General features: G+C 65.5%; 18 protein-coding genes. 9 read left to right on the top strand and 9 right to left on the bottom strand.

Features of this window, described 5'->3' with window-relative positions; genetic code table 11:
* Positions 1 to 3: 3 nt before the first annotated feature.
* The 3 genes from feoB to CRO22_RS01145 are packed head-to-tail and all read right to left on the bottom strand — an operon-like array spanning position 4 to position 2,884.
* Positions 4 to 2,340: a Fe(2+) transporter permease subunit FeoB gene (feoB, locus tag CRO22_RS01135; RefSeq protein WP_097068272.1), complete on the bottom strand. Its 2,337-nt coding sequence runs from the start codon at positions 2,338 to 2,340 to the stop codon at positions 4 to 6.
* Positions 2,337 to 2,621 (bottom strand): FeoA family protein, encoded by a 285-nt coding sequence (locus CRO22_RS01140; RefSeq protein WP_245860844.1) that lies wholly within the window; start codon positions 2,619 to 2,621, stop codon positions 2,337 to 2,339. The genes feoB and CRO22_RS01140 overlap by 4 nt, the downstream gene beginning before the upstream one ends.
* Entirely contained in the window at positions 2,618 to 2,884 is a 267-nt protein-coding gene (locus CRO22_RS01145; protein WP_097068273.1) for a FeoA family protein, read from the bottom strand. The genes CRO22_RS01140 and CRO22_RS01145 overlap by 4 nt, the downstream gene beginning before the upstream one ends.
* A 302-nt stretch (positions 2,885 to 3,186) precedes the next feature.
* Here CRO22_RS01145 and CRO22_RS01150 point away from each other — a divergent pair, with 302 nt between their 5' ends.
* The 7 genes from CRO22_RS01150 (at position 3,187) to accC (ending at position 11,733) form a co-directional block, all read left to right on the top strand.
* On the top strand, positions 3,187 to 4,215 hold the full coding sequence (locus tag CRO22_RS01150; protein WP_097068274.1) for an HlyD family secretion protein: 1,029 nt from the start codon (positions 3,187 to 3,189) through the stop codon (positions 4,213 to 4,215).
* Between the two features lie 5 nt (positions 4,216 to 4,220).
* Positions 4,221 to 6,935 carry a ribosome-associated ATPase/putative transporter RbbA gene (gene rbbA, locus CRO22_RS01155; RefSeq protein ID WP_097068275.1) on the top strand — a complete coding sequence of 905 codons (2,715 nt, stop codon included), beginning with the start codon at positions 4,221 to 4,223 and terminating at the stop codon, positions 6,933 to 6,935.
* A gap of 3 nt (positions 6,936 to 6,938) precedes the next feature.
* On the top strand, positions 6,939 to 8,057 hold the full coding sequence (locus CRO22_RS01160) for an ABC transporter permease (RefSeq protein WP_097068276.1): 1,119 nt from the start codon (positions 6,939 to 6,941) through the stop codon (positions 8,055 to 8,057).
* Between the two features lie 21 nt (positions 8,058 to 8,078).
* Positions 8,079 to 8,927, top strand: coding sequence for an NAD(P)-dependent oxidoreductase (locus CRO22_RS01165; protein ID WP_176518510.1), 849 nt, complete (start codon positions 8,079 to 8,081; stop codon positions 8,925 to 8,927).
* A 114-nt stretch (positions 8,928 to 9,041) separates the two neighbouring features.
* Entirely contained in the window at positions 9,042 to 9,563 is a 522-nt protein-coding gene (locus CRO22_RS01170; RefSeq protein WP_141399398.1) for a hypothetical protein, read from the top strand.
* Between the two features lie 321 nt (positions 9,564 to 9,884).
* A complete protein-coding gene (gene accB, locus CRO22_RS01175; RefSeq protein ID WP_097068279.1) occupies positions 9,885 to 10,379 on the top strand; it encodes an acetyl-CoA carboxylase biotin carboxyl carrier protein in 495 nt (164 codons plus the stop codon).
* Between the two features lie 7 nt (positions 10,380 to 10,386).
* Positions 10,387 to 11,733 carry an acetyl-CoA carboxylase biotin carboxylase subunit gene (gene accC / locus CRO22_RS01180; RefSeq protein WP_097068280.1) on the top strand — a complete coding sequence of 449 codons (1,347 nt, stop codon included), beginning with the start codon at positions 10,387 to 10,389 and terminating at the stop codon, positions 11,731 to 11,733.
* Between the two features lie 31 nt (positions 11,734 to 11,764).
* Here the strand turns inward: accC and CRO22_RS01185 are convergent, their stop codons facing one another.
* Complete coding sequence (locus tag CRO22_RS01185) at positions 11,765 to 12,475, bottom strand: class I SAM-dependent methyltransferase (RefSeq protein ID WP_097068281.1); 711 nt, start codon at positions 12,473 to 12,475, stop codon at positions 11,765 to 11,767.
* Between the two features lie 70 nt (positions 12,476 to 12,545).
* On the opposite strand from CRO22_RS01185, the gene aat reads away from it, so the two are divergent.
* A complete protein-coding gene (aat, locus tag CRO22_RS01190) occupies positions 12,546 to 13,178 on the top strand; it encodes a leucyl/phenylalanyl-tRNA--protein transferase (RefSeq protein ID WP_097068837.1) in 633 nt (210 codons plus the stop codon).
* Here the strand turns inward: aat and CRO22_RS01195 are convergent.
* The 5 genes from CRO22_RS01195 to CRO22_RS01215 form a co-directional block, all read right to left on the bottom strand.
* The gene (locus tag CRO22_RS01195) at positions 13,142 to 13,510 is read right to left on the bottom strand and encodes a DUF2155 domain-containing protein (RefSeq protein ID WP_097068282.1); all 369 of its coding nucleotides are present in this window, start codon (positions 13,508 to 13,510) and stop codon (positions 13,142 to 13,144) included. The two genes, aat and CRO22_RS01195, sit on opposite strands and share 37 nt — an antisense overlap.
* On the bottom strand, positions 13,507 to 13,989 hold the full coding sequence (gene mlaD / locus CRO22_RS01200) for an outer membrane lipid asymmetry maintenance protein MlaD (RefSeq protein ID WP_097068283.1): 483 nt from the start codon (positions 13,987 to 13,989) through the stop codon (positions 13,507 to 13,509). Before mlaD ends, CRO22_RS01195 begins: the two co-directional genes overlap by 4 nt.
* 21 nt (positions 13,990 to 14,010) lie before the next feature.
* Positions 14,011 to 14,385, bottom strand: a complete 375-nt coding sequence (locus CRO22_RS01205; protein ID WP_097068284.1) for an NADH:ubiquinone oxidoreductase subunit NDUFA12 — start codon at positions 14,383 to 14,385, stop codon at positions 14,011 to 14,013.
* Between the two features lie 132 nt (positions 14,386 to 14,517).
* Positions 14,518 to 15,789 carry an ATP-dependent Clp protease ATP-binding subunit ClpX gene (gene clpX / locus CRO22_RS01210; protein ID WP_097068838.1) on the bottom strand — a complete coding sequence of 424 codons (1,272 nt, stop codon included), beginning with the start codon at positions 15,787 to 15,789 and terminating at the stop codon, positions 14,518 to 14,520.
* Positions 15,790 to 15,910: 121 nt separating this feature from the next.
* Positions 15,911 to 16,540: an ATP-dependent Clp protease proteolytic subunit gene (locus tag CRO22_RS01215; protein ID WP_097068285.1), complete on the bottom strand. Its 630-nt coding sequence runs from the start codon at positions 16,538 to 16,540 to the stop codon at positions 15,911 to 15,913.
* A 201-nt stretch (positions 16,541 to 16,741) separates the two neighbouring features.
* On the opposite strand from CRO22_RS01215, the gene CRO22_RS01220 reads away from it, so the two are divergent.
* On the top strand, positions 16,742 to 17,311 hold the full coding sequence (locus CRO22_RS01220; protein WP_097068286.1) for a hypothetical protein: 570 nt from the start codon (positions 16,742 to 16,744) through the stop codon (positions 17,309 to 17,311).
* Positions 17,312 to 17,324 lie beyond the last annotated feature (13 nt).

Below are 17,324 nucleotides of genomic sequence, written 5' to 3' on the forward strand. Positions count from 1 at the left end.
CCCCTATTCCGCCACCAGCGCATGGGCGCGCCGATCCTGCCAGCGGCCCCAGAGCCGCAGGCCGCCAAACATCGCCGCCGCGGCAATCACGAGCCCGAAGAGCCAGGCCGCCGAGCTGGCCGGGTGCAGGCCGAAGCGCGCGCCCTGATAGATGCCCGTTGCAAGCCCCCAGCCGATGGCCGTCGCCCAGCCGGCGATGAAGACGGCCCAGCCCGGACCGGCCTCGCGCCAGATCGCCGCCAGCGCCGCCGTGCAGGGGAAGTAAAGCAGGATGAACATCAGGTACGCATAGGCGCCCGCCGCCCCGTCGAACCGCGCCAGCATCGCCTGGCCGGTGGGCGTGGCATCGGCCCCCGCCTCGTCGTCGATCGCACCAAGGCCGAGCGGGTCGGCCCAGTTCGCGAGCGCATCGCCCACATTGGCCGGGATCGTCGCCACTGCTTCGAGGAGCGCGGGGGCCAGCGCGAAGGGCGCGTCCTCTTCCGCCGCGACCTCTTCGCCCGCCGCCGCGGCCGCATCGGCGGCATCCGCCTTGCCGGCCTCTTCATAAAGCGCGTCGAGCGTCCCCACCACGGCCTCTTTCGCCAGCACCCCGGTGAACACGCCCACCGCGGCAGGCCAGTTTTCCTCGGTCATGCCCATCGGCGCGAAGATCGGCGTGATGGTGCGGCCGATCTGGCTCAAGACGGAGTTGCGGCTGTCGGAATTGCCGAAGCTGCCATCGGTGCCGAGCGAGTTGAGCACGTTGAGCACCATCACCATCGGCACGATGATCTTGGCCGCTTGCAGCGTGAAGCCGCGGGTCTTCTCCCAGGTGCGGATCGCCACGCCCTTCAGCGTCGGTAGGTGATAGGGCGGAAGTTCCATCACGAAGGGGGTGACGGGGCCCGAAAGCAGGGTCGATTTGAGCGCGAGCCCCGACAGGATCGCAACCGCGAGCCCGGCGAGATAGAGGCTGAACACGATCAGCCCGCCCTGCACCGGAAAGAACACCGCGGCAAAGAGCGCATAGACCGGGAGCCGTGCGCCGCAAGACATGAAGGGCGCCATGACGATGGTCAGGATCCGGTCGCGGTGCCGCTCGATCGTGCGCGCGGCCATGATCGCGGGCACGTTGCAGCCAAAGCCGACGATCAGCGGCACGAAGGCCTTGCCGGGCAGGCCGATCGCGCGCATCGCGCGGTCCATCACGAAAGCCGCCCGCGCCATGTAGCCCGAATCCTCGAGCGCCGAAAGGAAGAGAAACAGGAAGACCACGATCGGAATGAACGTGGCAACCGTCTGGACGCCGCCGCCAAGGCCGGTGGCGAAAAGCTCGCGCGCCCAGTCCGGGCTGCCGAGGTTGTCCATCAGCGCGCCGAGCCCATCGACGAAAATCGCCCCCGCGCCGATGTCGAAAAAGTCGATGAAGGCGCCGCCGATGTCGATCGTGAAGAGGAACATCAGATACATCAGGAACAGGAAGATCGGCACGCCGAAGAGGCGGTTGAGCACCACCCGGTCGATCCGGTCGGAGGCGGTGACCGAGACCCGGCGCGCATCGCGTTGCACCTTTCCCATCACCGTGCCGATGAAGCTGTAGCGCGCATCGGCAAGCGCGATGTCGATATCTTCCTCAAGCGTGTCGGTCAGATCGGCGCGGATCGCGGCCAGGTGCCGCGCCAGCACCGGATCGGGGCGTGGCCCGAGCAGGCTGTCGCTTTCCAGCAGCGAAAGCGCCGCCCAGCCGGCATCGACATGGCGCGCAGTGGCAAGTTCCTCGATGCTCGGGCGCAGCGTCTCGGCGGCGGCCAGCACCTGCGGCCCATGGAAAGAAGCGCGACGCGGCGCGGGAAGCGCCTCCGCCGCCGCAAGCGCGGCCTTCAGCGCGCCCACGCCCCGCCCCTCGGCCGCAACGACGCCAAAGACCGGGCAGCCGAGGCTCTCGGAAAGCGCGGCGAGATCGAGCTTCAGCCCGCGCGCCTCGGCGATGTCGAGCATGTTCACCGCGAGCACCATTGGCACTTTCATCTCGAGGAGTTGCGCGGTGAGGTAAAGGTTGCGCTCGAGGTTCGAGGCATCGACGATGTTGAGAACGATATCCGCCTCGTGCCCGGCCACGAAATCGCGCGCGATTTGCTCGTCGATCGAGAGATCGCCCTCGGCGGCATCGAGCGAATAAGTGCCGGGCAGGTCGATCAGTTCGATCTCGGCGCTCTCATGGCGGAACCGGCCGATTTTGCGTTCGACCGTGACGCCGGGCCAGTTGCCGACCTGCTGGCGCGCCCCCGTCAAAGCGTTGAAAAGCGTGGTCTTGCCGCAGTTGGGGTTGCCGACGACCCCGATGATCCGTTTTGTCATTGCCCGTCTCCCCGCAGCGTTTCGACCTCGATCGCGTCGGCCTCGGCCTTGCGCAGCGTGAGCCGGAAGCCCCGCACAGCGATTTCCACGGGGTCGCCCATTGGCGCGACGCGCTGGACGGTGAAAAGCGCCCCCGGCGTGAGCCCCATCGACAGGAGTTTCTTGCGGTAGCTCCCCGCCCCCGGGCGCAACCCCAGCACCCGGCCCGTCTCGCCCACCTTCATGTCTTTCAGAGTGCCCGCCGCCGGCGTGCCTTGCCCCTGAACCGGTGCCTGCATCATTCCCGGCCCTCCCCGATCTCGGTCACAAGGATCTTCTGCGCCACACCGCGGCCGATGCCGAAACGGGTCTCACCGATCGCCAGCACCACATGGCTGCCCTCGCGCTGGATCAGCTGCACCACCCGGCCCGGACCGAGTCCCATCGCCAGCATGCGCTGGGTGAAGGCCTGCCCCCCCGCGAGACGGCGCACTTCAAGCGAGACGCCGAGGGGCGCGAGGGCCAGGGGCAAGGCCTGAAGATCTGGATGGAAGGGCATGTTCATGGTCTCGCACCTCTCGGGTTCAACGATGGGGTCCAGTATTCCGACTGTTGACGTCAACTACTCCGCCAATCCCGAGTATTTTAGTATGTGTCAAGGCGCCGCAGAGCCGGAAAACCATGCGAGGCGCAGACGAACAGGGGCAATCGCCTGTTTTTCCAGCACCGGTCGATGAAAAAGCCGCGCATCGGGCCCTCGCGACACACGATCTGTTGCACGCGGGGGGCGCGGTGTGGCTTTCCCCGCGCGATTGATCGCGCTAGCCTGAACCGAGTCGTTCGATTTGTCATTGCTCCGGAGCCCGCATGCCCGTCCTTCGCCGCCTCGCCCTGCCCTGCACGCTCGCCCCGTTCCTTGCGCTCGCGCTGGCCCCGCCCCTCGCCCTCCCCGCACAGGCGGAAACGAGCTTTGCCGCGCTGCTCGACAAGCTGCGCCAGACCCCCGAAGAAGACGGAATCTACGGCTCGAACGGGCGGATCGAGGCGCAGACCGTCGATGTGGCGAGCAAATATGCCGGACGGATCGAAGCGGTCAGCGCCGAGGAGGGCGACCTGCTCGCGACCAGTGCGCCGGTCGCTCAGATGGATACGGCCGATGAAAAGGCCCAGCTCGCCGCGGCCAAGGCGGCGGTGATGCGGGCCCAGGCCGCGAAGGCGGTGGCGGAGGCCACGCTGATGCAAGCGCAAAGCGCGCTCGCCGTTGCGCAGACGAGCTATGACCGTACGGTGAAGCTGCACGAGAGCGGCACCTCGGCGCAAAGCACGCTTGATGATGCGACGAATGCGCTCAACAGCGCCAGAGCCACGGTCGAGATGGCGCGCGCGCAGATCAGCGATGCGGTGGCCTCGATCGCCGCCGCCGAAGCCGATCAGCAGCAGGTCACGCTCGCGCTCGAGGATCTGACGATCACCGCGCCCTTGCGCGGGCGTGTGCTCTACCGGCTCCATGAGCCGGGCGAGGTGATCGCCGCGGGCACGCCGGTGATCACCATGCTCGACCTCTCCAATGTCTATATGAACGTCTATCTGCCCGCCTCGGTGGTGGGCACGCTCACCGTGGGCGACGAGGCGCGGATGATCCTCGACCCGGTGCCGCAATATGTGATCCCTGCAACTGTCACCTTCGTCTCGCCGCAATCGCAGTTCACGCCGAAGAACGTGGAAACCGCCGAACAGCGCGAAGAACTGGTGTTCCGGGTGAAACTGAGCGTGCCGCGCGCGCTGCTGGCGAAATTCGAGGCGCAGATCAAATCGGGGGTGCGCGGCATCGGTTATGTGCGCACCCGCGCCGACACCCCCTGGCCTGCGCGACTGACCGTCAACCTGCCCGGGTGAGCGCGATGGGGGAGCAGATCGCCGCGCGCATCGCAGGGCTGACGCATCGCTATGGCAAGCTGACCGCGCTCGACGATGTGGCGCTCGAGATCCCGGCGGGCTGCATGGTCGGGCTGATCGGCCCCGACGGAGTCGGAAAATCCACGCTGCTGGGCCTGATTTCCGGGGTGCGCAAGCTGCAGAGCGGCACTTTGCAGGTGCTCGGCCACGATATGGGCTCGGTGCGCGAGCGCTCCGCGCTTGGGGCGCGCATCGCCTATATGCCGCAGGGGCTCGGGCGCAACCTCTACCCGACACTGAGCGTGCGCGAGAACCTTGATTTCTTCGGGCGGCTGTTTGGCCAGAGTGCGCGCGAACGCGAAGCGCGCATCGCCATGCTGCTCGAAGCGACCGGCCTCGCCCCCTTCCCCGACCGCCCCGCAGGCCAGCTTTCGGGCGGGATGAAACAAAAGCTCGGGCTCTGTGCGGCGCTGATCCATGACCCGGAACTGCTGATCCTCGACGAGCCCACCACCGGCGTCGATCCGCTCTCGCGGCGCCAGTTCTGGGATCTGATCGACCGGCTGCGCGGCGAAAACGGGCGCATGAGCGTGCTTGTCGCCACCGCCTATATGGAAGAGACGGAGCGCTTCGACTGGCTCGCCGCGATGAATGACGGCAAGATCATCGCCACGGGCGCGCCCGCGGAGATCCGCGTGCAAAGCGGCGCCGCCACGCTTGAGGCGGCTTTCATCCGCCTGCTGCCCGGCGCCGCGGACGAGGCGGGCGTGGAGTTGCGCCCGCGCGCCGCGCGCCCCGACGCCGTGCCCGCGATCGTCGCCGAGGGGCTGACCAAGCGCTTTGGTGATTTTACCGCGGTCGATCATGTCAGCTTCACCATTCCCGAGGGCGAGATCTTCGGCTTTCTCGGTTCGAACGGCTGCGGCAAATCCACCACAATGAAGATGCTGACCGGGCTGCTGGAACCAAGCTCTGGGCGCTCGGAACTCTTCGGCGAGCCGCTCAAAAGCTCCGACATGACGGCGCGCCAGCGCATCGGCTACATGTCGCAGGGGTTTTCGCTTTATGGCGAACTGACGGTGCGGCAAAACCTCGACCTGCACGCGCGGCTCTATGCGGTGCCGCCCGCGCGCCGCGCCGCCCGTGTGGCCGAGGTGCTCGCGGAATTCGACCTGGGCGAGGTCGCGGACAAGATGCCCGAAAGCCTGCCGCTCGGCATCCGCCAGCGGCTGCAACTCGCCGTCGCCCTCATTCACGAACCGCCCATCCTCATCCTGGACGAGCCCACCTCGGGCGTCGACCCGCTCGCCCGCGACGCGTTCTGGCGCAAGCTGATCTCGCTCTCGCGCGACCGCGGCGTGACGATCTTCATCTCAACCCATTTCATGAACGAGGCCGAGCGCTGTGACCGGATCTCGCTCATGCATGCGGGCCGCGTGCTTGAGGTGGGCGCTCCCGCCGAGATCGTGACGCGCCGCGGTGCCACTTCGCTTGAGGCGGCTTTCATCGCCTGTCTTGAGGGGGAATTGCCCCCCGAGGAAGCCGCGTCCCCCCCACTCGCCACCATGGGCGCGCCGGAAACGCGCCCGCCCTCGGCCCTTGCTCGCGCGCTTGGCCGCGCCTGGGCCTACAGCACGCGCGAGACGCGCGAGCTTCTGCGCGACCCGATCCGGCTCTTCTTTGCCCTGATGGGTCCGGTGATCCTGCTTTTGACGATGGGGTTCGGGATTTCCTTCGATGTCGACCGGATCACCTTCGCCGTCAACGATCAGGACCGCACCCCCGAGAGCCGGGCGCTGATCGAGGGCTTCTCCTCGATCCCGCAATTCGCGCGGCAGGAGGATTTCAGCGGCCCCGATGCGCTCAGCCGCCGGATGGAGCGCGGCACGCCCACTCTCGCGCTCGAAATTCCCGAAGGTTTCGGGCGCGATCTGCACCGCGGCACAGAGCCCCCCGAGGTCTCGCTCTGGCTTGACGGCTCGATGCCGTTTCGCGCCGAAACCGCCGAGGGCTACGCATCCGGCGTGCTGGCGCTGCTTGAAAGCGAGATCACGCGCGGCAACGACAGCGCCGCCGGGTTGACCTTCACGCCGCGGTTCCTGTTCAATCAGGCGTTCCGCTCGGCCGATGCGATGGTGCCCTCGATGCTGATGCTGATCCTGATGCTGATCCCGGCCATCATGTCAGCGGTGAGCGTGGTCCGCGAGAAGGAGGCGGGCACGATGGCAAATTTTCATGCCAGCCCGGTGCGGCGGATCGAATTCCTGATCGGCAAGCAACTGCCCTATCTCGCGCTTTCCTGGATCGCCTTCTGGGTGCTGATCGGGCTCGCGCTCACCGTTTTCGGCCTTTCCATCACCGGCAGCCTCCCCGTTCTGGCCTTGGCCGGGCTCCTTTATGTCACCGCCACCACCGCTTTCGGGCTCTTCCTGTCCGCCTTCACCCGCACCCAGGTTTCGGCCGTTTTCGCCACCGCAGTGATTGCCGTGATCCCCACGGTGAACTTTTCCGGCCTGATCGTGCCGGTGTCCATTCTGGGCGACAGCGCGCGGATCTTTGGCGAGGCCTTTCCGGCGGCGTGGTTCCAGCCGGTCACGGTCGGGGTGTTTCTCAAAGGCTTCGGTGCCGCGGATGTGGCGCGCCCGCTCGCCATTCTGTGCGCTTTCGCGGTGGGTTACGTGACCCTTGCTGCGGTTGCGCTGCGCAAGCAGGAGCGGTGAGCGATGCTGAGAAGCCTGCGCAATATCGGCAACCTGACGCTGAAGGAACTCCGCGCGATCCGCGGCGATGCGGTGATGCTGGTGTTGATCGCCTATGTCTTCACCGCCGCGGTCTGGCTCGTCTCGCAAGCGGGCTCGACCGAGGTGCGCGATCTCACCGTCGCCGTGGTCGATGACGACCGCTCGCAGCTTTCCGCCCGGCTGATCGACGCGATCCGCCCGCCGCTCTTCCGCGCCCCCGACCTGCTGACGCCCGAAGCGGCGCAACGCGCGCAGATCGCGGGTAAGGAGGTGCTCGTGGTCTCGATCCCCCCCGATCTGGAAAAAGACCTGCGCGCGGGGCGCGGCGGCGCGGTGATGGTGCTCGTCGATGCCACCGCGGTGGCCTTCGCAGGCAATGGCACGAGTTATGTCACCCAGGCTCTGGCCGAAGCCGCAAGCGATTACCTCGCCCCGGGGACAGGCGCCGAGAGCCCGCTCAACGTGGTCGTGCGCAATCGTTTCAACCCGAACCTCAGCGCGACATGGTTCACCGCGGTGATGCAGATCATCAACAATGTCACGATCCTGATGCTGATCCTCTCGGGCGCGTCGCTGCTGCGCGAACGCGAGCGGGGCACGATCGAACATGTGCTGGTGATGCCGGTGCATCCGCATGAGGTGGTGCTCTCCAAGGTCTTCGCGAATGGCGGGGTAATCCTCATCGCCTCGGTGCTAAGCCTCGTCTTCGTGGTCGAGGGCGCGATGGGCGTGCCGATCGCAGGCTCGCTGCCGCTTTATGTCGCGGGGGCGGCAATCTATGTGGTCGCGGTCGCCTCGCTCGGACTGATGATGGCGAGCTATACCCGCAACATGGGGCAATACGGGCTGCTGGTGATCCCGGTGATGATCCTGATGCTGCTGTTGTCGGGGGGCATCACGCCGATGGAATCGATGCCGCAATGGCTGCAGATCCTGATGCGGACGGTAAGCCCGACACCGCATTTTGTCGCCTTCGCGCAGGCGGTGCTTTACCGCGGCGCAGGGCTGTGGCTCGTTGTGGCAGAGCTGGCGGCGATGGCGGCGATGGCGGCGGTGGCGCTGGCCCTCGTGTTGCGGCGGTTCCGCAAGCTTTTGAGCTAGGCGCGGCGCAAGGAGATGAGCATGACGCGGATCGGGGTGATCGGACTGGGGCGGATGGGCGCGGCGATGGCCGAGCGTTTTGTGGCACAAGGGGCGCAGGTCTGCGGCTGGACCCGCTCTGGCCGAACCGTCCCGGGTATCGACAGCGCGCCCGACATGGAAAGCCTTGTCGCGCAAAGCGAGGTGATCGCACTGAGCCTGCTCGATGACGCCGCAGTGGCCGCGGTGCTTGACGCGCTGCTGAAACGCGATCTTTCCGGCAAGCTTGTCGCGGATACCAGCACCGCCGATCCGCATCTGCTCTGCGACCGTGCGGCGGCCTTTGCGGCGCGAGGCGCGCAGATCGTCGATGCGCCGATCTCGGGCGGGCCCGAGCTTGTGCGGGCGGGCGCCTGTGGTGTGTTCATCGGGGGCGAAGACGCGGCCGCGGCGCAGGCGCAAGAGGTGATGGCGCTGCTGTCCGGGCGGGTCTTCCACACCGGGCCGCTTGGCACCGGCCTCGTGATGAAAGTGATCAACAATGGCATGTTGCAGGCCTATTTCAGCGGCCTCGCCGATCTGTTGCCAATGGCGCGCGCGGCGGGCCTGCCGCTCGAAACCGTACTGACGATCCTTGCAGGAGGCCCCGCGGGCCTGCCGATGCTGAAGGACCGGATGGCGAAGATCCTCGGGTCGGATCCCGGTGTCGGCTTTCCGGTGAGCGGTGTGATGAAAGACAATGCGCTCTTTCGCGCCATCCTCGCAAGCTACGGCCAGGCGGCGCCAACGCTCGAGCGCTTTGCCGCCCAGGCGCCCGCGGCCGCGGCGGCAGGGCTCTGGGAGGCCGATCTCGCCGCGCTGGTGCGGCTCGCCTATGCGGCGGAAGACTGAGCCTGCCCGGCGCCGTTAACCCTCCCCCACGAAACCCCCGGATCGTAACGCTTGGGTAACTTTGAGCGCGCATCCTGATCATGGGGGTATCATTATTAGTGAGGAGAGTGGGAAATGGACCTTATATCGGGGCTGATGCCCCAGACCGGATGGTCACCATTGTTCAGCCCGGCGACACCGAAAGTCGCTCCGGCAACGACTGTTGAACCGGCATCGACGGCTGCCAACACCAATTCGGGCCTCGGCGCCGAAACCGATGCGAAGTCCCAGCAGGACCGGATCGTGCAGCTTCAGGCGCGCCGCGACCTGGCGGTGGAAACCGCGGTGCTCGCGCAAAGCCGCAGCCAGGCCTCGCCGGATCCGGATGCGCCCACCGGCCCGCCGCCGACTTTCGACGTGACGCCGCTGGAAGCGCGCGCAGTCGAATTGCGCAGCCCGACGCGCTCCGATGAGGCCGCAGCCACCGCATCCGAAGCGCAGGACTCCGGAGCCGAAACCGCCGAGCCGGCCACCGCGGAAGCGCGCGAACCGGTGAGCGAGCCCGCATCGTCCGAACCGACCGCGACCGCGGCCAGCGCGCAGTCCTGGCAAGCCGGCAGCGAAAGCGCCCCTCCGAGCCTCGACCTCATCCGTTAAGCGGGGCGGCACCGCCCGCCCTGCTCCGCATCGGCCGGACCGGCCACCCCGCACGGCTTCGCGCCGGCGGGCGATGACGAGGTCATGCCCGAAGCGCCTTTTTACCGTGTGCTCCCCCGGAGCCCGCGCCCGCTTGCTTGCGCGTTTTCACGCGCGATCGCCGCCGATCTTCGATCGGGCGGCCTTCCGTCGTGGCCTTCCGGCACTTCCCCTGCGTCATCCGTTCACGCTTTCCTCGCCCGCCGGGCTCGCGTATAAGCGGCCAGGAGAAGATTGCCGCCGGCCTCCCCGCGTGGCGTACCGAGAGACCTCGAGGACCGCATGACCAAACAATCGCACGAGAACGACGTCGCCTTCATTCAGGCGCTGGCGGAGCTTCTCAACCAGAATGACCTGACCGAGATCGCCGTGGTGCGGGAATATGGCGAGGACGACAGCCTCGAGGTGCGGGTGGTGAAACAGGCGACCGTCGTGGCCGCGGCGCCCGCCCCCGTCTATGCCGCCGCACCGATGGCCGCCCCCGTGGTGGCGGCGGCGGCGACCCCGACCGCTGTCGCCGTCGATGCCGATCCGGCGAGCCATCCGGGCGCTGTCACCTCACCGATGGTCGGCACGGCCTATCTGGCCCCCGAGCCGGGCGCCTCGGCCTTCGTGAAAATCGGCGATGCGGTGAAGGAAGGCCAGACGCTCCTCATCGTCGAGGCGATGAAAACCATGAACCACATCCCCGCGCCGCGCTCGGGCACGGTCAAGCGCATCCTGATCGACGACGGCACCCCGGTCGAGTTCGGCGCGCCCCTGATGATCGTCGAGTGAGGGCCAGATGTTCGACAAGATCCTGATCGCCAACCGGGGCGAGATCGCGCTGCGCGTGATCCGGGCCTGCCGCGAGATGGGGATCGCCTCGGTCGCGGTGCATTCCGTCGCCGATGCCGATGCCATGCATGTGCGCATGGCCGATGAAAGCGTCTGCATCGGCCCGAACCCCTCCTCCGAGAGCTATCTCTCGATCCCCGCGATCGTTGCCGCCTGCGAGATCACCGGCGCGCAAGCGATCCACCCGGGCTATGGCTTCCTGAGCGAAAACGCGACCTTCGTGCAGGTGCTCGAGGATCACGGCATCACATTCATCGGCCCGAAAGCGGAACATATCCGCATCATGGGCGACAAGATCACCGCCAAGGACACGGCCAAAAAACTTGGCATCCCGGTGGTGCCGGGCTCGGATGGTGGCGTGCCCGACTTTGCCTCGGCCAAGAAGGCCGCGGCAGAGATGGGCTATCCGGTGATCATCAAGGCCACCGCGGGCGGCGGCGGGCGCGGCATGAAGGTTGCGCAATCCGAGGATGAGCTGGAAATTGCCTTCCGCACCGCGCGCTCGGAGGCCAAGGCCGCCTTCGGCAATGACGAGGTCTATATGGAGAAATATCTCCAGAAGCCGCGTCACATCGAGGTGCAGGTGTTTGGCGACGGGCGGGGCCGTGCGGTGCATCTGGGCGAGCGGGATTGTTCGCTCCAGCGCCGCCACCAGAAAGTGTTCGAGGAGGCCCCAGGCCCCTGCATCACGCCCGAGCAACGCGCGAAAATCGGGGGCATCTGCGCGAATGCGATGGCCGAGCTTGGCTATTCCGGCGCCGGGACGATCGAATTTCTCTATGAGGATGGCGAGTTCTACTTCATCGAGATGAACACCCGCTTGCAGGTGGAACATCCGGTGACCGAGGGCATCTTCGGCGTTGACCTCGTGCGCGAGCAGATCCGCGTCGCGGCAGGCGAGGAGATGGAGTTCCGTCAGGAAGACCTGAAAATCCGCGGCCATGCGATCGAGGTGCGGATCAATGCCGAGCGGCTGCCGAACTTTGCCCCCTGCCCCGGCAAGATCACGCAATACCATGCGCCCGGTGGCCTTGGCGTGCGGATCGATTCGGCGCTTTATGACGGCTACAAGATCCCGCCCTATTACGACAGCCTGATCGGCAAGCTGATCGTGCACGGGCGCGACCGGCAAGAGGCACTTGCGCGGCTCAACCGCGCGCTCGGCGAGCTGATCGTCGATGGCGTGGACACCACGATCCCGCTCTTCCGCGACCTGCTCGAGGATTACGACATCCAGCGCGGGGACTATTCGATCCACTGGCTCGAAAAGTGGCTCGCCCGCACCTACGGCTGAGCAAACGCCCCCGCGAGGGGGCGTTTACGTCTCACCAGAGCTTTGGCGTAAGGTAAGCGGTGGCGCGCCGCTTGGTTTCGGCGCGGAAATAATCCCCCACCGAACCGCGCTTGCCCCGCGGCACCTGTTCCCAATCCGCCCAGGTGACATCATAGCCGAGCACATCGGCCATGGCCTCCAGCGCGGCAGCACTCGGAATGCCGATCAGCGCCTTCTCCTGCCCTTCGGTCTGGGGCAGCGCATTGAGATCCTTGGCCGGATCCTCCCGCACCAGCATGATCATCTGGCCGGGGCGCAGGGCAAATTCGCTGTCGATCACGATCAGCTTCGGCGCGAAGCGGGTCACAAGCTGCATCAGCCGGAAGTGATCCATGATGTGGTAGAAGATGCCCAGCACTCCCACAACATCATAGCGCTCGCCGCGTTTGAGCGCCTCTTCCATGCCTTCGAAGATATCGCCGACGCGCAGCGTCACCCGCTCCTTCGCGGGTCCGTCGGGGAATTGCTGAAAGCGTTCGACCAGATGCGGGCGCCCCTCGATGCCCACCACCTCGCGCGCCCCCGCCGCGGCAAAGGCGTAAGACCAGCGCCCGTCATGTGCGGCAAGGTCGAGCACACGTGCGCCTTCAAGCGCATCGCGCAGCGGTTCAATCAGGAAATCATGGCGCAGGTTGAGCCGCGCAATCCCCGAGGCATCCTCGGCGTAGCGCTCCAGCCCTTGCAGAAAATCGAAAAATCCCATGGCATTGCCGCATTTTCCTGTCTATCTCGAAAAGACTAGGGGCAATGGTGGCGATTGGCAACAAATGGCAGTGAAGCTGAGCCCGGACCTGCTGCTCTCGGCCTATGCGCAGGGCATCTTTCCGATGGCCGCCGCGCGCGATGCCGCAGAGCTGCACTGGTTTGAACCGCGTTTGCGCGGCGTTATCCCCTTGCAGAATTTCCACATTTCTCGCTCGCTCGCACGCGAAATCCGCCGAGAAAGGTTCATTATTCGCACTGACACCGCCTTTCGTGCCGTGGTCGAGGGGTGCGCCGCGCGGCCCGAGACCTGGATCAACGACGCGCTTTTCGATCTTTATGATGCGCTCTTCGCGATGGGCGCCGCGCATGCGCTCGAAGTCTGGGACGGAGAGGAACTTGCCGGCGGCATCTTCGGTGTCACGCTCGGCGGGGCGTTCTTCGGTGAGAGCATGTTCTCGCGCCGCGCCAATGCGTCAAAGATCGCGCTCGCCTATACGGTAGACCGGCTCATTCGCGCGGGCTTCGTGCTCTTCGATACGCAATATCTGACGGAGCACCTGAAAAGTCTTGGAGGGGTAGAGATCCCGCGCCATCTCTACCGCAAGCGGTTGGCCGAGGCGCTGCGGATCCGCGCCGATTTCGCGGCGCCCGCGATCCCGCCCGCTCAGTCGATCTTGCAGCGCAGAACCCAGACATCGTAGCGCTGGTGATCAAGCGCGGAAAGCGCGGGGTTCTGGGCGATCATCCAGCCGCGGAACATCACTTTGTCGATCGTGGTATCGGTGATTTCGAGAAAGGCATAGGCATTGGAGGCCGGGTCATCGGCGGGGTAGCGGCAGTCGTCGAGCCGCACCGAGAGCGCCCCGTAACGCACCGCCTCGCCCACAGACAGCGTGAGATCGGTCGAGGCCGCGGCGATCTTGTCAAGGCCGCGCAGATAGGCTCCGGGCGCTTCGGCCAGCCCTTCGGGCGCCTCCTGTGCGCTCGCGAGCCCCGTCGACAGCGCAAGCATCGCCAGCACTTTGCCAATCATTCACCGCTCTCCGAACCGCTCGTGCTGCTCGGCTTGCTGTCGCCGCCACCGGCGAATTTCATCAGCAGGCCCAGCGTCGAGATCGCGCCCTGGGTATCGACGATTTCATCGCCCGGGCCAAGATTGTCGAGGCTGCCGCCGGGCAGGATCTCGATGAAGGCACCGCCCAGAAGCCCCTCCGAGGCCACGATGATCTGCGAATCTTCGGGGATCTCGATGCCCTCGCGTACCGTCACCGTGGTATCGGCAAAGAAGGTCTTGGGATTCAGCGCGATATCGGAGACGGCGCCGATCTTCACCCCGGCCATGCGGACATCGGTGCCCAGGCTCACCCCTTCCACCGAGCGGAAGGAAGCCTTCAGCGGATAGCTCGTCGTGCCCGCCGAGAGGCCATGCCCCTGCCCCGCCCAGACAAAAAAGCCCACCGCCACGGCCAGCACGGCCGCCCCGGTGAGCACTTCGACGCGATTCTCGCTCATGTCATACCTCGCCAGGCCGGATCATTCCGGCTGCCAGGCCTCGTAATCGTGCCGCTCGACCGGCGCAAGACGGCGCTGCGAGCCCGGCGGGATATAGGCGGTGGCCAGCCCGGTCTGGTTTTCCTGATGCGGCAGTTCCCAGGGCTTGTGCGCGAGCGGTTGCGCGGTCGGCGGCGCGTCCCAGGTGTGATGGATCCAGCCATGCCAATCGGGCGGGATCCGGCTCGCCTGGCATTCACCGTTGTAAATCACCCAGCGGCGCTTGCCGTCCTTGCTTTGAAAATAGCGGTTGCCCTCGGCATCCTCGCCGACCTTCACGCCGAAACGGGCGGTGTAGATCTGGGTGCCGAGCGTCTGGTCGTTCCACCAGGTCAGCAGGCGCAGCAGGAATTTCATCTCATCTCTCCCAGCAGTCACCCCCTTATAGCGGGTGCGACAATAAGGTCCAGTCTTTCGCGCAGCGCAAGGCACGGCGCGCGGACCAAAGGAAAGGGCGGGTCTCCCCGCCCTTCATGCCCTCAACGGGGATCAGCCAGCCGATTTCGGCTCTTTCTTCGCGTCGTCGGCGTAGATCAGCAGCGGTTTTGCCGCCGTGCCCGCCTCGACCGCCTCGTCGTTCACCACCACCTCACGGACATTTTCCATGCCGGGGAGTTCAAACATCGTGTCGAGCAGGATGTCTTCCATGATCGAACGCAGGCCGCGCGCACCGGTCTTGCGCTTGATCGCGCGCGCGGCGATGGCGTGGAGCGCATCCGGAGTGAAGGTAAGCTTCACGCCCTCAATGTCGAAGAGGCGCTGATATTGCTTCACAAGCGCGTTCTTCGGCTCGGTGAGGATGGTCACCAGCGCCGGTTCGTCCAGATCCTCAAGCGTGGCGATCACCGGCAGACGGCCGACGAATTCGGGAATGAGGCCGAATTTCAGAAGGTCTTCCGGCTCAAGCTCCTTGAAGAGCTCGCCCGCGCCACGGGCATCGGGGTCTTTCACATCGGCGCCGAAGCCCATGGCCGAGCCCTTGCCGCGCTGCGCGATGATCCGGTCCAGCCCGGCAAAGGCACCGCCGCAGATGAAGAGGATGTTGGTCGTGTCCACCTGCAGGAATTCCTGCTGCGGATGCTTGCGCCCGCCTTGCGGCGGCACCGAGGCGACTGTGCCCTCCATGATCTTGAGCAGCGCCTGTTGCACGCCCTCGCCCGACACGTCGCGGGTGATCGAAGGGTTGTCCGACTTGCGGGTGATCTTGTCGACCTCGTCGATATAGACGATGCCGCGCTGCGCCCGCTCGACGTTGTATTCGGACGCCTGCAAAAGCTTCAGGATGATGTTCTCCACATCCTCGCCCACATAGCCCGCCTCGGTCAGCGTTGTGGCATCGGCCATGGTGAAGGGCACATCGAGAATGCGCGCGAGCGTCTGCGCCAGCAGGGTCTTGCCGCAGCCGGTGGGGCCAATGAGCAGGATGTTCGACTTCGCCAGTTCCACATCCTGCTTGGAGGCGTGGTTGAGGCGCTTGTAATGGTTGTGCACGGCGACGGCGAGCACACGTTTGGCATGCATCTGGCCGATCACGTAATCGTCGAGCACCTTGGAAATATCGCGCGGTGTCGGCACCCCATCGGTGGCCTTGAGCCCCGTGGTCTTGGTTTCCTCGCGGATGATGTCCATGCACAGCTCGACGCATTCGTCGCAGATGAACACGGTCGGGCCGGCGATGAGTTTGCGCACCTCATGCTGGCTCTTGCCGCAGAACGAGCAGTAGAGCGTGTTCTTGCTGTCGGAGCCTGAATTGTTCGCCATCGTCATCCTCAAAATGCCCCTTTTGGGCGGTGGTGGGCTGTCCCGGACCAAAGTCTAGGGCAGCGCCGGGTTCATCTCAATCGCAAATTCCCCTTTCCGGTTAAGGGGTGTCATGCGGATGTCACTTGTCGCCGTCGAGACCGGGCCGCGCGCTCAGAATTTCGTCGATATGACCCCATTCGAGCGCTTCCTCGGGCGACATGAAGCGATCACGCTCCAGCGCCTCGGCAACTTCCTCGATGCTGCGGCCGGTATGTTTGACGTAGATTTCATAAAGACGTTGACGAATCTTCTCGGTTTCGCGGGCGTGGATCATGATGTCGGTCGCCTGGCCCTGGAACCCGCCCGAGGGCTGGTGCACCATGATGCGCGAATTGGGCAGCGAGAAGCGCATCCCCTTTTCGCCCGCACAGGCGATCACCGAGCCCATCGAGGCGGCCTGGCCGATCACCAGCGTCGAGACCTTCGGGCGGATGTATTGCATCGTGTCATAGATCGCGAGACCCGAGGTGACGACACCGCCGGGGCTGTTGATATACATCGAGATTTCTTTCGAGGGGTTCTCGGCCTCAAGAAACAGAAGCTGCGCGCAGATCAGGCTCGACATGCCGTCGTGGAACGGGCCGGCCAGAAAGATGATCCGTTCCTTCAGAAGGCGCGAGTAGATGTCATAGGCGCGCTCGCCGCGGGAGGTCTGTTCGACCACCATCGGCACGAGCGTGTTCATGTAAAGGTCGACCGGATCTTTCATCTGCTGCCTCTCCTGGTGATGTCCGCACAGCCTAAACGCGAGGTGCTTACCCGAGTCTTAGTGTCGCGCAGCCCCCCCTGCAAGGGCGGGGCATGGCAAAAGCGTTTTGGAACGATTCTTGAGGATTCACTCAGCGTAAAGAACTCGCGGCTAATGTTCGGGCAAATCGTCACAGAACACCCATCGTCCGGAGTATCAAACATGCGAGTGCCTGCCGCCCTGTTTTCCCTGATCCTTGCTGCCGTTCCGGCCCATGCGCAAGATCTCAATGCCCAGATCGCGGCCAAAGTCGAGGGCGAATTCCGTGCTTGGGCCGCCGATCCGGCGCTCGTCGCCGCGATCAAGGCCAGCAACGTCGCCCATCACGATCTGAGCGAAGAAGACATTCTCGCCCTCGACAAGACCTGGCGCGCCGAGATCGACGCCGCGACGCAGCCGACGGTCGATGCGATCCTCGGCACGCCGGAATCGAAGGCCCTGCATGAAAAGGTCGAAAGCTCGCTTGGCCGGATCTCGGAGATCATCGTGATGGACGACCGCGGCCTCAACGTCGCGCAAGCCAGTGCGACCTCGGACTTCTGGCAGGGCGACGAAGAGAAATATCAGGACACTTATCTCAAGGGCGCCGATGCGATCCACGTCAGCGCGATCGAATTCGACGAATCCTCGCAGACCTATCAGGTGCAGGCCTCCTTCACCGTGACCGACCCCGAAACCGGCGCGCCGATCGGCGCGATGACCGTCGGCCTCAACGCCGAAATGATCGAGTAATAGCAGTAGCAGA

It is taken from the genome of Rhodobacter maris, from assembly GCF_900217815.1.
In the GTDB taxonomy this organism is placed as follows: domain Bacteria; phylum Pseudomonadota; class Alphaproteobacteria; order Rhodobacterales; family Rhodobacteraceae; genus Rhodobacter; species Rhodobacter maris.

Coding starts and splice junctions, on each gene's coding strand:
- CRO22_RS01205 (WP_097068284.1), bottom strand. CDS start 14,385: ATGAAATTCCTGCTGCGCCTGCTGACCTGGTGGAACGACCAGACGCTC.
- CRO22_RS01160 (WP_097068276.1), top strand. CDS start 6,939: ATGCTGAGAAGCCTGCGCAATATCGGCAACCTGACGCTGAAGGAACTC.
- CRO22_RS01140 (WP_245860844.1), bottom strand. CDS start 2,621: ATGATGCAGGCACCGGTTCAGGGGCAAGGCACGCCGGCGGCGGGCACT.
- CRO22_RS01220 (WP_097068286.1), top strand. CDS start 16,742: ATGCGAGTGCCTGCCGCCCTGTTTTCCCTGATCCTTGCTGCCGTTCCG.
- accB (WP_097068279.1), top strand. CDS start 9,885: ATGACCAAACAATCGCACGAGAACGACGTCGCCTTCATTCAGGCGCTG.
- CRO22_RS01170 (WP_141399398.1), top strand. CDS start 9,042: ATGGACCTTATATCGGGGCTGATGCCCCAGACCGGATGGTCACCATTG.
- CRO22_RS01185 (WP_097068281.1), bottom strand. CDS start 12,475: ATGGGATTTTTCGATTTTCTGCAAGGGCTGGAGCGCTACGCCGAGGAT.
- CRO22_RS01145 (WP_097068273.1), bottom strand. CDS start 2,884: ATGAACATGCCCTTCCATCCAGATCTTCAGGCCTTGCCCCTGGCCCTC.
- CRO22_RS01150 (WP_097068274.1), top strand. CDS start 3,187: ATGCCCGTCCTTCGCCGCCTCGCCCTGCCCTGCACGCTCGCCCCGTTC.
- CRO22_RS01195 (WP_097068282.1), bottom strand. CDS start 13,510: ATGATTGGCAAAGTGCTGGCGATGCTTGCGCTGTCGACGGGGCTCGCG.
- CRO22_RS01215 (WP_097068285.1), bottom strand. CDS start 16,540: ATGAAAGATCCGGTCGACCTTTACATGAACACGCTCGTGCCGATGGTG.
- rbbA (WP_097068275.1), top strand. CDS start 4,221: ATGGGGGAGCAGATCGCCGCGCGCATCGCAGGGCTGACGCATCGCTAT.
- clpX (WP_097068838.1), bottom strand. CDS start 15,789: ATGGCGAACAATTCAGGCTCCGACAGCAAGAACACGCTCTACTGCTCG.
- mlaD (WP_097068283.1), bottom strand. CDS start 13,989: ATGAGCGAGAATCGCGTCGAAGTGCTCACCGGGGCGGCCGTGCTGGCC.
- CRO22_RS01165 (WP_176518510.1), top strand. CDS start 8,079: ATGACGCGGATCGGGGTGATCGGACTGGGGCGGATGGGCGCGGCGATG.
- accC (WP_097068280.1), top strand. CDS start 10,387: ATGTTCGACAAGATCCTGATCGCCAACCGGGGCGAGATCGCGCTGCGC.
- feoB (WP_097068272.1), bottom strand. CDS start 2,340: ATGACAAAACGGATCATCGGGGTCGTCGGCAACCCCAACTGCGGCAAG.